12 protein-coding genes are annotated in these 13,690 nt (G+C 35.9%); 6 read left to right on the top strand and 6 right to left on the bottom strand.

From position 1 onward, the window contains the following. Nucleotides 1-211 precede the first annotated feature (211 nt). The 4 genes from mnmG to BUB25_RS04000 all read left to right on the top strand — a co-directional run bounded on the left by mnmG (nucleotide 212) and on the right by BUB25_RS04000 (nucleotide 6,407). Nucleotides 212-2,083 (top strand): tRNA uridine-5-carboxymethylaminomethyl(34) synthesis enzyme MnmG, encoded by a 1,872-nt coding sequence (gene mnmG, locus BUB25_RS04015; RefSeq protein ID WP_072940343.1) that lies wholly within the window; start codon nucleotides 212-214, stop codon nucleotides 2,081-2,083. 213 nt (nucleotides 2,084-2,296) lie between these two features. Further along, complete coding sequence (locus BUB25_RS04010; protein WP_072940339.1) at nucleotides 2,297-3,145, top strand: class I SAM-dependent methyltransferase; 849 nt, start codon at nucleotides 2,297-2,299, stop codon at nucleotides 3,143-3,145. A gap of 245 nt (nucleotides 3,146-3,390) precedes the next feature. After that, the gene (locus tag BUB25_RS04005; RefSeq protein ID WP_072940336.1) at nucleotides 3,391-3,966 is read left to right on the top strand and encodes an OmpH/Skp family outer membrane protein; all 576 of its coding nucleotides are present in this window, start codon (nucleotides 3,391-3,393) and stop codon (nucleotides 3,964-3,966) included. A 170-nt stretch (nucleotides 3,967-4,136) separates the two neighbouring features. Next, entirely contained in the window at nucleotides 4,137-6,407 is a 2,271-nt protein-coding gene (locus BUB25_RS04000; protein WP_072940333.1) for a helix-turn-helix domain-containing protein, read from the top strand. A gap of 49 nt (nucleotides 6,408-6,456) precedes the next feature. On the opposite strand, the gene BUB25_RS03995 is transcribed toward BUB25_RS04000, so the two are convergent. Next, on the bottom strand, nucleotides 6,457-7,392 hold the full coding sequence (locus BUB25_RS03995; RefSeq protein ID WP_072940330.1) for an HU domain-containing protein: 936 nt from the start codon (nucleotides 7,390-7,392) through the stop codon (nucleotides 6,457-6,459). 201 nt (nucleotides 7,393-7,593) lie between these two features. Here BUB25_RS03995 and dprA point away from each other — a divergent pair, with 201 nt between their 5' ends. Further along, complete coding sequence (gene dprA / locus BUB25_RS03990) at nucleotides 7,594-8,694, top strand: DNA-processing protein DprA (RefSeq protein WP_072940326.1); 1,101 nt, start codon at nucleotides 7,594-7,596, stop codon at nucleotides 8,692-8,694. Nucleotides 8,695-8,742: 48 nt separating this feature from the next. Here the strand turns inward: dprA and trpS are convergent, their stop codons facing one another. Then, nucleotides 8,743-9,714, bottom strand: coding sequence for a tryptophan--tRNA ligase (gene trpS, locus BUB25_RS03985; RefSeq protein ID WP_072940321.1), 972 nt, complete (start codon nucleotides 9,712-9,714; stop codon nucleotides 8,743-8,745). 104 nt (nucleotides 9,715-9,818) lie between these two features. Between trpS and BUB25_RS03980 the strand changes: the two genes are divergently transcribed. After that, nucleotides 9,819-10,586 (top strand): lysophospholipid acyltransferase family protein, encoded by a 768-nt coding sequence (locus tag BUB25_RS03980; RefSeq protein ID WP_072941008.1) that lies wholly within the window; start codon nucleotides 9,819-9,821, stop codon nucleotides 10,584-10,586. Here the strand turns inward: BUB25_RS03980 and BUB25_RS03975 are convergent. The 4 genes from BUB25_RS03975 to BUB25_RS03960 form a co-directional block, all read right to left on the bottom strand. Beyond that, nucleotides 10,563-12,005: a porin family protein gene (locus tag BUB25_RS03975; protein ID WP_072940318.1), complete on the bottom strand. Its 1,443-nt coding sequence runs from the start codon at nucleotides 12,003-12,005 to the stop codon at nucleotides 10,563-10,565. The genes BUB25_RS03980 and BUB25_RS03975 overlap by 24 nt on opposite strands. Beyond that, complete coding sequence (locus BUB25_RS03970) at nucleotides 12,002-12,544, bottom strand: RNA polymerase sigma factor (RefSeq protein ID WP_072940315.1); 543 nt, start codon at nucleotides 12,542-12,544, stop codon at nucleotides 12,002-12,004. Before BUB25_RS03970 ends, BUB25_RS03975 begins: the two co-directional genes overlap by 4 nt. A gap of 18 nt (nucleotides 12,545-12,562) precedes the next feature. Next, nucleotides 12,563-12,976, bottom strand: a complete 414-nt coding sequence (locus BUB25_RS03965; protein ID WP_072940311.1) for a hypothetical protein — start codon at nucleotides 12,974-12,976, stop codon at nucleotides 12,563-12,565. 178 nt (nucleotides 12,977-13,154) lie between these two features. Beyond that, entirely contained in the window at nucleotides 13,155-13,565 is a 411-nt protein-coding gene (locus BUB25_RS03960; RefSeq protein ID WP_072940308.1) for a hypothetical protein, read from the bottom strand. Nucleotides 13,566-13,690 lie beyond the last annotated feature (125 nt).

Genomic DNA, 13,690 nt, shown 5'->3' with positions numbered 1-13,690 from the left:
AAGTTTAAAACTTCAAGTGATAGTTTGTTCCACGTGAAACAAAATAATATGCTTTCAAAATAATATGTTTCACGTGAAACGTTTTATTTTAAGTTTGATTGAATAATCAGTGTCCCGCAAGGGAAAATAAATAATTTAGTTTGAATAATCTGAATGCGATTCAGGTTTTAAAGCGTACTCCCGGGAACCGGGAATTAATTCATAAGAAAAAATGTTTCAAGAAGAATATGATGTAATTGTGGTTGGCGCAGGTCATGCCGGTTCAGAAGCCGCAGCTGCTGCTGCTAATTTGGGTTCCAAAACTCTGTTGGTAACCATGAGTTTGCAAAACATCGCTCAAATGTCGTGTAATCCTGCAATGGGTGGAATTGCCAAGGGGCAAATTGTTCGTGAGATTGATGCTCTTGGCGGATACTCGGGAATCGTTTCAGACAGAACGGCAATCCAGTTCAAAATGCTCAACAAATCCAAAGGACCTGCAATGTGGTCGCCAAGGGTGCAAAGCGATCGGATGCGTTTTGCTGAAGAGTGGAGAATGATGCTGGAGGGAACTCCTAATTTGGATTTTTATCAGGAAATGGTAAAAGGTTTGATCATTGAGAATGGTCAAATAAAAGGAATACGAACTTCGCTTGGAGTAGAGATTAGATCGAAAGCGGTTGTTTTGACCAATGGAACTTTTTTAAACGGTTTGATTCATATTGGTGAAAAACAATTCGGAGGAGGTAGAGCGGGTGAAAGTGCAGCATATGGAATTACCGAAGATTTAGTGAATGCCGGTTTTGAAGCCGGAAGAATGAAAACTGGAACGCCTCCTCGTGTGGATGGTCGTTCTTTGGATTATTCCAAAATGAATGAAGAAAAGGGAGATGCTAAGCCGGATAAGTTTTCTTATTCGGATTTGACTTCTCCGTTGGTGCATCAAAGGTCTTGTCATATGACCTACACTTCGCTTCAAGTTCATGATATTTTGAGAGAAGGTTTTGATCGCTCGCCGATGTTTAATGGAAGAATAAAAAGCCTTGGCCCGAGATATTGTCCTTCGATAGAAGATAAGATTAATCGTTTTGCTGATAAAGAAAGACATCAGTTGTTTGTAGAGCCCGAAGGTTGGAATACCTGTGAGGTTTATGTAAATGGTTTTTCTACTTCGCTTCCGGAGGATATTCAGTTTAAAGCGTTGAGTTCTGTTGCGGGTTTTGAAAAGGTTAAATTTTTCCGTCCTGGATATGCCATAGAATATGATTATTTTCCGCCTACACAGTTGAAACATACTTTGGAAACAAAGCTGGTTGAAGGTTTGTATTTTGCTGGACAAATCAATGGAACGACGGGTTATGAAGAAGCGGCTTCTCAAGGATTGATGGCTGGAATTAATGCACATTTAAAAGTACATGAAAAAGCGCCTTTAATTTTAAAGAGGGATGAAGCTTATATTGGAGTTTTGATTGATGACTTGATTACTAAAGGAACTGAAGAACCTTATCGTATGTTTACTTCTCGTGCTGAATATAGAACCTTGTTGCGTCAAGATAATGCCGATTTTAGATTAACGCCTTTGTCGCACGAAATTGGTTTAGCATCTGAGAAGCGTTTGCGTCGAATGGAGCAAAAATTAAATGAGTCTGAAAAAATGGTTGCCTTTTTCAAAGAAACCAGTATTTCTGTTGCGGAAGCGAATCCGATTTTAGAATCAAAAGGAACGGCTCTGATTTCGCAAGGGGATAAAATGTTTAAGGTTTTTTCTCGTCCTCAAATTGATTTGGAAGATATCATGAAATTTGAAAAGGTTAAAACCTATATCGAAGAAAACGAATTAGATCAGGAAATTTTAGAGCAAGCGGAAATTCAAGTGAAATATTCGGGTTATATCGAAAAGGAAAGAAATAATGCGGATAAGTTGACGCGTTTGGAAGATGTAAAAATCCCAGCTGATTTTGATTACAATAAAATTAAATCAATGTCGATAGAAGCAAAACAGAAATTGAGTAAAATTCGTCCCGTTACTATTTCTCAAGCTTCACGTATCAGCGGTGTTTCTCCAAGTGATGTTTCGGTATTGTTGATTTATATGGGAAGATAATTTAGTGATGTAGTATATAGGCGCGGTGTCCATTTTTTTTAGTTATGCTAAAGATTGAATATAAAGCAATGTGCATTGTTCCACGTGAAACTAGTTCGATATGCCACGCTATTGCTGAATAGTTTTGAAATTATAAAATAATTTAACCCTGAAAGTTTTTATAATATTTTCAGGGTTTGGTTTACGAATAAAAAATAAAATTTAAATTAGTTAATGGATATTTCAAGTAAAAAGCATTTTTTAACCGTAAAGGATCATTCTGTTTCCAAAGAAACATTTGATTTGTATCATGATGAAGTCTTGGATATGTTGATAACGTTTCCGCAACCGAGTCTGGATAATTTAGGGAAGTATTATGAAAGCGTGGATTATATTTCTCATACTGACAGCAAACGGTCTTTGTTTGAAAAAGCATATCATTTTGTAAAAAGGATTGCGTTACAAAATAAATTGAATTTAATTAACAGTCAACAACCAGCCAAAGGAAGAATTTTGGATATTGGAGCAGGAACGGGTGATTTTTTATCTGTTGCCAAAAATGACGGTTGGGAAACAGTAGGTGTGGAGCCTAGTGAAAAAGCAAAAAGCATTGCAAAAAACAAAGGAGTTTCATTTGTTGAAGAAACCGCTGAGTTAGAAAATAATTCTTTTGATGTGATTAGCATGTGGCATGTTTTGGAACATGTTCCTGATTTGGATAATCAAATAAAAGAATTAAAAAGATTATTGAAACCAGAGGGAACGCTAATTATTGCTGTTCCTAATTTTAAATCTTTCGACGCAAAATATTATGGTGCTTTTTGGGCGGCTTATGATGTGCCGATCCATTTTTGGCATTTTTCTAAAATGGCCATAAAAACTCTTTTTGAAAAAGAAGGCATGCTACTGAAAAAAACACTTCCTATGAAGTTCGACTCTTTTTATGTGAGTTTGTTGTCTGAAAAATACAAATCCGGAAAAATGAACTTTATAAAGGCATTTTTTATTGGATTGCAGTCAAACTGGAAAGCAAAACATAATTTTGAGTATTCTTCACACATTTATGTGTTTCAAAACAGTTAAAATTGATTTTAAGGTGGTTTTAAGCGCTGATTTGCCTTATTAACGTGTATTTGGTATCTGTTTTTGTAAAAACAGTTTAAATCGAAGCTAAAAAAGTCGTTTTTTATCAATCGAAATTATCATTTTACAGGTTACAATAATAAAATCTGATAGTGCCCTTTTTGAGCATTTTTCAATCTTTTTTAGGATACTATCTATTTTTTTATATTTTTGTCCTACATACATAAAATTAGAAATAAACCAAAATGAAAAAAGTATTATTAATTATCGCAATTTCTATTTCAGTTGTTGCTTGTAACCAAACGGCGGAAGTTAAAGAAGTTAAAACAGCTTATGTAGATACTTCGGTATTAATGAAAGAATACACAGAAGCAAAAGATCTTGAAGCTAAGTATAAAGCACAGTCTGAAGAAAAAGGAAGACAACTGGAAGCGGAAATTAATCGTTTCAAACAAGATGCAGCTAATTTTCAAACTCAGGCACAAGCAAACGGTCAAGCTTGGGCACAACAAAGAGGAGCTGAATTGCAAAAGAGAGAACAACAATTAAGTTATGCTCAACAAGCTTTAGCGCAACAGTTGCAACAAGAAAGTAGTGTTGAAATGGACTCTTTAGTTAGTGGTGTAAAGAAATTTATCAAAGCTTACGGAAAAGAAAAAGGCTACGCTTATATTTATGGAACGGGCGATGCTGCTACAGTATTATACGCTGAAGATAAGTATGATATCACAAAGGAAATCATTAAAGGATTGAATGATAAGTACAAATCAGCTGCAAAAACTGACGTTAAAAAAGAAGAAAAAACAGAGGTTAAAAAATAATTTTGTTTATTAATTCGGTAAAAAACCTTCATCTAAGTTTTAGATTGAAGGTTTTTTTTTTGATGTTTATTCTGAGTTTATCGCCGAAACAAATTCCTAAACAAATCCTGTTTCTTATTATAAAAACAGCCGCTTTTTTAATAATTTAGCATCTTATCATTATAAGCCAAATGCAAACAATAACTGAAGCCGCTTCCTATACTTTACAATTCATCAATCAAACAGAGCGTTCTGTTTTTCTTACCGGTAAGGCTGGAACGGGAAAAACGACCCTTTTGCGTGAAATTATCCAAACGACACATAAGAATACCGTTGTAGTGGCGCCAACAGGAATTGCGGCCTTAAACGCTGGCGGTGTAACAATCCATTCGATGTTTCAATTGCCTTTCGGTGGATTTATCCCTGCGTTTAATGTCGAATCTCAATTTTCGGAAACAGTCAAATTTGAATCGAAGGATACTTTGCGCAGACATTTTAAAATGAGCGGTTTAAAGAAATCAGTTATTCGAAATATGGAATTGTTGATTATTGACGAGGTGAGTATGCTTCGTGCTGATTTACTGGATGCAATGGATTACATGATGCAAACGGTTCGAAAAAAAGCAACCCCTTTTGGTGGCGTACAAGTTTTATATATAGGAGATTTACTACAATTGCCACCGGTTATTCGAGATGAGGAATGGAAAACACTGCGTAACTATTACAAAGGAAAATTCTTTTTTCATTCGCACGTTGTGCAACAAAATCCGCCTTTGTACATTGAATTGTCTAAAATTTTTCGTCAAACAGACGATAAGTTTATCGCTGTTTTGAATAATTTGCGCAACAACCAGATTTCAAAGGAAGATGTAGCGGTTTTGAACGAATACGTACAACCGGACTTTGATTTAAAAGCCAACAAAGGTTATATCACTCTGACCACCCACAATGCCAAAGCCGATACGATAAATGCTCAGGATTTGCAGGATTTGGAAGGAAAGTTGACAATCTATAATGCGGATATCGTGGGTGATTTTCCGGATAAAATATTCCCGGTCGAAGAGCAGTTGCAATTAAAAATTGGTGCCCAGGTCATGTTTGTCAAAAACGATCTGTCAGTAGATAAGCATTATTTCAACGGAAAAATGGGCGTTATCAAATCGCTTTCGAGTCGGGAGATTCTCGTTTATTTTCCCGAAGAAGACAAAACAATTGAAGTCGAAAAATACGAATGGCAAAACATCCGCTACAAAGTTGATGAGATGACTAAGGAAATTGAAGAGGAGGTTTTGGGTACTTTTGTCCATTATCCAATCAAGTTGGCTTGGGCCATTACGGTACATAAAAGTCAAGGTTTAACTTTTGACAAAGCAGCGCTTGATGTTTCGCAGGTTTTTCTGCCCGGGCAGGCGTATGTGGCTTTATCGCGTTTACGTTCGTTAAATGGGCTTATTTTGCTGTCTCCGCTGCGAATGAACGGAATTTCTAACGATCAAGATGTCATGGATTATGCGCTGAATAAGGCTTCGGAAGAATTATTGAAAAATTCGCTGCATTTTGAAACTAAGAATTTCATCCATAATTATCTGATTAACAGTTTCGATTGGGCCGATTTGGCGCAAGAATGGCGCAATCACAAATACAGTTATTCCGATAAAACAGAAAATTCGGGTAAATCAAAACACGCGCTTTGGGCGAGCAAGCAGTTGCAGGCCATGGATTCGCTTTTGGATCCATCCAAAAAATTCATTTTACAGCTCAATAAAATCTTTGCGAAGGAAACAGTCGATTTGCCACATGTTTTCGATAGAATAGAGGCTGCTTTTAGCTATTTTTTTGCTCCAATGGACGATTTGGTCTTTGAACTGCTTTGGAAGCTGGAAGAGGTCAAAAGAACCAAAAAAGCAAAGGCTTTTTATGAGGAGCTGATGTTGCTAGAAGAATTACAGACGAAAGCGGTCTTGCGATTGATGAAAGCCAAACTGTTGATGGAAACAGTTCTTGCGGGCGAGACCATTTCTAAGGAAAAATTGACATCGGATGAAATAAAGAAATACAAAACCCGAAAATCCGAAGTAATTGCGACGCAGTTCAAGAAGTTAAATATAAGCCTGATTGATGATGATAAGGATGTCGAAAGATATACGTCAAAAAAAGCAGAGCAAAAAGCACCGAAAAAATCTACTGTGGAGGAAACCTACGATTTATGGATGCATAAAAATTCGATTGAAGATATTGCCCGAATTCGAAAGCTGACTACACAAACAATAGAAAGCCATTTGGTGAAACTGATTCAGTCTAAGAAGATTGCCATCAGGGATGTTTTGCCTCAGGATAAAATTGTCGAATTGAGCGAAGCTTTCCGATATTACAAAGAAGAATCTTTAACGCCGCTAAAAGAACAACTGGGCGAAAAATATACTTGGGATGAGTTGCGAATGTTTAAAGCCAGTTTGAATTAAAAAAAGGAGATAAAAAAAAACCTATTCGATTGGAATAGGTTTTTTAGTTTTATAAAGATTCAATTAAAAGCCAGGCTTCTGGATTGTCTTTTTCTTGAATTTCTTTTTTGGCTTTTTCAGCTTCTGCAAAAGTGGCGTAGCTTCCGTAAACAACAGGGAAAAGTCCGTGTTTATTTGGCGCGATACGTCTGGCTTTGTATCCTTGATTGGATAATCTTTCAAAGATTTTTTGTGCGTTTTTCTCTTCTCTAAAAGCGCCTGCCATTACATGATAAGGCATTTTTCCTTCTTTTATCGAAAGAGTTACAGCCGGCATTGGACTTTTTATAAAGAAAGTAGCTTCTTGAATTTTATTGTTTACTTGTTTTTGAACAGCGGTCTCAACAAGCAAAGTTTCATTTGCCAATTGATTTTGGTACAAACTAAAACCGATGCTTCCAGTTAATCCCAATCCCAGAACAAAAATAGCGGCATATCTCAAATAAGGCGTGCTTTTTCTTTCTTCAGTTTCTAATTTAATAATAGTTTTTTCTTCGATGGCTTCCATTTTTTGCTCGAAGATTTCTCTTTTTACAACAGGGGAAACAAAAGAACTTAAACCGAAAGAGCTTGACAAATAATTGGTTTGCTCAGAAGGAATAAAAACTAAATTCTTATCCGCATTCAGGCTAATATCTCCAACATTTTTTATCGAAAGCGTTCCATTTTCGTCCAATATTTTTTTCCAGTTCAAGACTTCATATTGAATAGCGCTAACGGCATAATCATAAGAAGTTTTCTCAGACTGTGCAATATGATTGGCCAATAAACCATCATTGTTTTTAATGTTGGCATTAAAAGAGATCATTTTTTTTGGAGGAAAAAATGAATTGGCGCTTTCAATCCACTGTGCCGATTGGGTTTCAGTCAAAAATGCACCTAGACCAGGAACGGTAACACATTGATAGCGATATAAAAGCTGGGCGATGTAAGGTTGAATGTTCATACTTACAAAGTTATACAATGAAAATACTTATCAAAATTTTATTCACAATTTTTATTAACAATTGCCGTAAAAATTGTATACTTTTCAGGAACAAATAGTTAGCTAAAAATAGTTTATAAATCTAATTTGTATTTATTTTTGGTCAAAGCTTTACTTTTTGGTAAAAAGAACAGTTTTTCAAAACTATAACCGTATTAGAAAATGATAGAATCTGAATTATTTTATGTGTTGGCTTTACAAAGAGTGGAAGGAGTAGGGGATATCATGGCCAAGAAACTAATCACCCATTGCGGCAGTGCCGAAGCCGTTTTTAAAACAAAAGCAACACAACTCGCCGCCATTGATGGTGTGGGCTCCATTACAGTAAAAAGCTTAAAGGATGAATCCGTTTTTGATAAAGCCCATAAAGAACTCGATTTTATTAGCACAAATGGAATTAAAACGGCTTATTTTCAAGACGAAGACTATCCCGATCGTTTGAAGCATTGTATTGATGGGCCCGTTTTGTTATTTACCTCGGGTAATATCGATTTAAAAAACAGAAAAATCATCAGTATTGTGGGTACGCGCCAAATTACCTCTTACGGAACGGAGTTTTGCCGAAAACTGATTGAGGATTTAGCGCCTTTGAATCCTGTAATCGTCAGCGGTTTTGCTTATGGGGTAGATATTGTGTCTCATCAATGTGCGATGGAGTACAATCTGCAAACGATAGCTGTGGTGGCTCACGGTTTAAATCAAATCTATCCCAAAGCCCATAAAAAATATGTAGCCAAAGTAGAAGAAAACGGCGGTTTTATGACGGAGTTTTGGAGTTCGTCTAATCCGGATAAAGAAAATTTTGTTCGCAGAAATCGTATCGTAGCAGGAATGGCTGAAGCTACGATTGTGATCGAGTCGGCTGAAAGAGGTGGTTCTTTGATTACGGCCAATATTGCCAATGACTACAACCGCGATGTTTTTGCCGTACCAGGGCGCGTAACCGACAAATACAGTGTAGGCTGCAACAACCTGATTAAAACCCAAAAAGCAAATGTGCTCACCAGTGCCGCCGATTTGGTTTACATCCTGAATTGGGATCTGGAGAAAGAAGTTAAACCTGTTCAAAAACAATTGTTTGTCACTCTGGACGAGGACGAGCAAAAAGTGTACGATTATCTGTTGAAAACCGGAAAAGAATTGATGGATGTCATTGCGTTGCATTGCGATTTTCCCATTTACAGGATTTCGGGTTTGCTGTTGAATATGGAACTCAAAGGCGTAGTAAGACCTTTGCCGGGGAAATTGTTTGAGGCGATTTAGGAAATAAAAACCCTTATCAGAGTTCAAAACTCTGATAAGGGTTGCAATTTATTCATAGCCTAATTTTTCTCTTACTCTTGCCAGAACGCCATTGGCAACTACTGCAGCTTTTGCGGCACCAATTTTTAGCAAGGCATCTACTTCATCCAGATTATTGATGTAGTAATTGTATTTTTCTCTTTCGGTTTTGAATTTTTCGATGATCAACTCAAACAAAGCCTGTTTGGCATGACCATAACCGTAATTTCCGCCCAGATAATTGGCTCTCATAGTGGCAATTTGTTCTTCATTGGCTAATAAAGAATAAATCGCAAACGCATTACAAGTATCCGGATTTTTAGGATCTTCGAGCGGCGTGCTGTCGGTTTCAATGCTCATGACTTGTTTGCGCAGGGCTTTGTCATCCAGAAAAATATTGATAATATTATTGGCTGATTTACTCATTTTTCCGCCATTGGTTCCCGGAATCAGCATGCTGTCATCCTGAATTTTAGCTTCGGGAAGTACAAAAGTTTCTCCCATTTGATGGTTGAAACGCGAAGCGACATCGCGGGTGATTTCAAGATGTTGCAATTGGTCTTTTCCTACAGGGACAAATTCGGCATCATACAATAAAATATCGGCAGCCATCAACATGGGGTACGAAAAAAGTCCGGCATTTACATCGTCTAGTCTGTCGGCCTTGTCTTTAAAAGAATGTGCCAATGTCAAGCGTTGAAAAGGAAAAAAACAACTCAAATACCATGATAATTCAGCCGTTTGGGGCACATCAGATTGTCTGTAAAAAACGACTTTGTTTACATCTAATCCGAAAGCAAGCCAAGCTGCCGCAACGCTATAGGTATTTTCCCTTAGGGTTTTTCCGTTTTTTATTTGCGTAATCGAATGCAAATCGGCGATGAAAAGAAAGGATTCGTTTTCAGAATTATTGGATAATTGTATCGCTGGAATGATTGCTCCCAGTAAGTTTCCTAAATGCGGGGTTCCTGTACTTTGAACACCAGTAAGTATTTTTGCCATTTTTTTTTAATTAACCGCAATCCCGATAGCTATCGGGATGCAAAGATTTTCGCAAATTTAATTCTTTTATTATTATTCGTATGCGATTTCATACTTTTGGCAGTATGAAAGGAATAAAAATAATTTTTTGGACTTTGTGGCGGGTTTGGTTTTATGTTTTAATGGCCATACCCATATTGGTTATGTTTCCTTTTTTAGTGTTGTCTATTTTAACAGAAAAAGGCTATCCTTATTTTTTTAAAATGGCGCGAATTTGGGCTCGATTCATTCTTTTTGGAATGGGTTTTTACTATAAAGTTGATAAAGCCCAATCTTTAGATTCTCATAAAAGCTACATGATTGTGGCTAATCATACGTCTATGGCCGATATCATGCTGATGTTAGCGGTTGTTAAAAATCCTTTTGTTTTTGTGGGAAAACAAGAGTTGGCAAAGATTCCTTTGTTTGGATTTTTCTATAAACGGACTTGTATTTTAGTCGATAGAGGCTGTTCAAAAAGCCGAATGGAAGTTTTTAATCAGGCGCAGAAGAGAATAAACAGAGGTTTGAGTGTTTGTATTTTCCCCGAAGGCGGTGTACCGGATGATGAATCGGTTTTATTGGATTCGTTTAAGGATGGCGCTTTTCGATTGGCAATAGAACATCAAATTCCAATAGTTCCCATCACTTTTGGAGACAATAAAAAAAGACTTTCTTATACTTTTTTCAGCGGAAGCCCCGGTTTGATGCGGGTTAAAATCCATAAAATTGTCGAAACTAAAGGAAAAACAGGAACGGATCGTAAGGAAATTAGGGACAAGGTGCGAGAAATTATTTATACCCAATTGTTAGAATTTGAATCTGATACGTTAAAAATGGTAACTAATTCCTGAATATAAGCCTAAAAGGACTGGTTTGAAATTTCCGGAATCATTAGTGAAAGTATTCAGCTGATATTTGACCATTGGTTCAATGTTAAGTTGGAATGATTTGACAAATTTGTATTTGAAACCAAGCCCAAAATTAGTGCTGAAATGTACTGAATTTAAGTTGTTCGCTTCGCCAAGTTTCAGGTTAGTATTGGTAGACAGTAATGAAATTTTATTTTCTTCGAGAAATAAAGTACTGATTCCGCCAATGATGTTAATGCCTATTTTTTTATCCAAAACAGCATAGGAAAGCTCTAAAGGAACTTCATAATAGCCCATTTTTTGATTGATGGTACCGCTGCTTGTTTTTTGCAAATTTTTTTCAAAAGACATCAGCGAATTTAAATTGGCATTATTATGAACTTCTATCAGCGCAGTGGCAGTAGAATTGACATTGGCCAAAGTGGTGTTTTGTAAACCCGAAGAATACACCACATTATTAGTATTGTATCCCAATGAAAACTTATTGATTCCGGATCGTAAAGCTACTTTTTTGCTGATGGCATAATTGACTCCAATACCAAACCCAAGGCTTTTATCAGTTGTTTTTGAATTTTGTGAAAATTGTGGATCGATAAAGGATCCGTTAGAAGTTGACTGTGGATACATCGCGGCAATATTTGGCGTGATTTCCCATTTGTTTTTGTTAGAGGCAAACACTTTGCCTTTTCTTTCTTCTTTTGTCTTTAAAATCGCTTCTAATTCGTTTTCAGGGGCTGCTACAGTTTGTTTTTTCGAATCGTTTTGGGCAATATCAGTATTCGGCTTCTCTTTTACAGATTGTTTTTCCGATTTTATATTAAAAATCTCCTCCGTGGTATTTGGATTTTTCAGCTTGTTTTTTTCTGAGAGCGCTAATTCTGACTTCGAAGTTTCTTTTTTGAGATCAGTTTGCTTTAACGGTGAATTATTTTTTTGGAAATAAACTGCAACAGAATTTTGATTCTTCGCTTGGCCAACGGTGATTTTTGTTGGTACAGGAGTTGTAATTTCTTTTTCATCCTTGTTGGTTTTTTTTAGGTTTTTTGGTGGAGTTAGTGCAACTTTTGTATTATTTTTTAAATAAATGCTGTTTTTCTTTTCCTCTGATTTTATAGGAACAGAAGTAGTGTCTGTGGTTGAAGAATTCAAAGTCTTAGTGTCTAGAACGATGCGGTCAGGGGAATCCGTAGCGGTTTTAAAAACCGTATTCAACGCAAAAAAGCCCAGAAAAAAGGCTGCTGCAATTCCGGAGTATTTCAGCCAAAGCGGAATTACTTTTCGTTCTTTTTTTTCTTCCTTTAAAGCGGCTTGGATGTTAGACCAAGTTTGCTCTTGAGGTTCTGTTTCAAAATCTTTGAATCTTTCTTGAAACAATCGGTCTATGTTTTTGTTGTTTTTCATTTTGCCGATGATTCGAATTTAATTTCTGTTAGTTTTTCAATTTTTTCTTTCAAAATCAATCGTGCTCTGAAAAGATTTGATTTTGTTGTTCCGGTCGAAATGTTTAGCATTTCGCTGATTTCCTGATGTGAATAGCCGTCCAGGACATACAAGCTAAATACGATTCTATATTGATCCGGGAGTTCATGAATGATTTTCAATAAATAATCAAGGGATATTTTTTCGTCATCTATGTCAACTTCGACTTCTGAAATATGCTCGTCCAGTACCTCCATAAATCTTACGCCTTTAAATTTTTGTAAGGCATTGTTTATCATGATTCTTTTGGCCCAGCCTTCAAAAGAGCCTTTACCGCTGAATTGTTCTATTTTTTTAAAAATAAGTATAAAACCATCCTGCAAGTTATCTTGGGCATCCTCATAATTACGGGAATATTTTAAGCACACCCCAAAGAACTTCTTGGCAAACAATTGATATAATTGCTCCTGAGCTTTGGGGTGATTTTTTTTACAATCCTTGATTATTTGTTCTAATGCCACAGAATTGTTCTGAATTAGTTATTGTACTACTTGAATCTCTACATCTTCAAATAAGTCTTTGTCATCTGCATCTTTGCCTTTATAAAACTTAAAAATATATGATCCTGTATTAGTGACCGTAAAGTTAAATGAAGTTTCAGACAATGCTGGTACTACATCAGTACAAGTTTGATTGTCTTTTACTGCGGCTTGTACAGCTATCGTTCTTGTGTTTAAATCCTTATGGTAGTAAATTCCTTGAAAGATATGGCACTCAGAAGGTTTTTGGTATTTTAATTTAATTTCATAGGTTTCTCCTAATTTGAAATTTTCAGGTAAGGTATAGCTATCTACCGGAAGCACACTGTAGGTATAGGTATCCCTGTTGTCATTATCAAGGCTACAACTTACCAATGTTGTCACGAATAGTACTAGTAAAGCAATTTTTTTCATCTTTTTAAAAAATTAATAGGTTAATATTTAGCCAGTTTTGTTCCATTTGGAACAAGCTGCTTTTTCGTAGATAACGAGTTTTAAAAAAGGTTGCGTCAAAAACGAATTTTTTTTAACCGATAGTGTATTTTATTAAAAATAAAAGAGGTTGCTCTAGGAACAACCTCTTTTTATGGAACTAAGCTTCAGGGCTTATTATAATCGTTTGAGTTATAAATTCAGTCTCTGATTTTTTAAACTTTAAAATGTAAGTTCCTTCGGCTGTGGCTTTAAACTTATATGGTGTTTGTTTTGTTAGCGGTGTAGCATCACAACCTATACCTTCAAACTTAGATTCAACTTCAATTGTTTTGGTGTTTTCTACTGTATTTTCTACAAATTTATTAAAAGTTCCACAATTGTTTTCTACGGTAAAGCTAACTTCTAAGCTAAGTTCTTGATTAATTTTTCCAGTTGTAGGACCTGTCACTTCCGTAACGAATGATTTTTTGGTTACCACTTTTTGTGGTTCGTCATCATTAGAACAAGCCGTGAATCCAGCTGCCACAAATAAAACTAATCCAAGCATTTTTAATTTAATCTTTTTCATTTCGTTAAAATTTTAAATGGTTATTAATTATAGTAAAGATGCCTTTGGCTTGTAATGGTTGCTTGCAGAGGTGTGTTTTTATGAAAATAATTTCAGTTTTTACTTATAAATATATAATTATCAGG

Origin of the sequence: Flavobacterium granuli (genome assembly GCF_900129705.1) — a bacterium.
GTDB lineage: Bacteria > Bacteroidota > Bacteroidia > Flavobacteriales > Flavobacteriaceae > Flavobacterium > Flavobacterium granuli.
Note: the sequence above shows the minus strand (reverse complement) of the source record. Positions and strands in the feature narration are given on the sequence as shown.

What these genes read in the sequence shown, in the direction of transcription:
- mnmG (WP_072940343.1), top strand. Translation starts at nt 212, where the DNA reads ATGTTTCAAGAAGAATATGATGTAATTGTGGTTGGCGCAGGTCATGCC.
- BUB25_RS04010 (WP_072940339.1), top strand. Translation starts at nt 2,297, where the DNA reads ATGGATATTTCAAGTAAAAAGCATTTTTTAACCGTAAAGGATCATTCT.
- BUB25_RS04005 (WP_072940336.1), top strand. Translation starts at nt 3,391, where the DNA reads ATGAAAAAAGTATTATTAATTATCGCAATTTCTATTTCAGTTGTTGCT.
- BUB25_RS04000 (WP_072940333.1), top strand. Translation starts at nt 4,137, where the DNA reads ATGCAAACAATAACTGAAGCCGCTTCCTATACTTTACAATTCATCAAT.
- BUB25_RS03995 (WP_072940330.1), bottom strand. Translation starts at nt 7,392, where the DNA reads ATGAACATTCAACCTTACATCGCCCAGCTTTTATATCGCTATCAATGT.
- dprA (WP_072940326.1), top strand. Translation starts at nt 7,594, where the DNA reads ATGATAGAATCTGAATTATTTTATGTGTTGGCTTTACAAAGAGTGGAA.
- trpS (WP_072940321.1), bottom strand. Translation starts at nt 9,714, where the DNA reads ATGGCAAAAATACTTACTGGTGTTCAAAGTACAGGAACCCCGCATTTA.
- BUB25_RS03980 (WP_072941008.1), top strand. Translation starts at nt 9,819, where the DNA reads ATGAAAGGAATAAAAATAATTTTTTGGACTTTGTGGCGGGTTTGGTTT.
- BUB25_RS03975 (WP_072940318.1), bottom strand. Translation starts at nt 12,005, where the DNA reads ATGAAAAACAACAAAAACATAGACCGATTGTTTCAAGAAAGATTCAAA.
- BUB25_RS03965 (WP_072940311.1), bottom strand. Translation starts at nt 12,976, where the DNA reads ATGAAAAAAATTGCTTTACTAGTACTATTCGTGACAACATTGGTAAGT.
- BUB25_RS03960 (WP_072940308.1), bottom strand. Translation starts at nt 13,565, where the DNA reads ATGAAAAAGATTAAATTAAAAATGCTTGGATTAGTTTTATTTGTGGCA.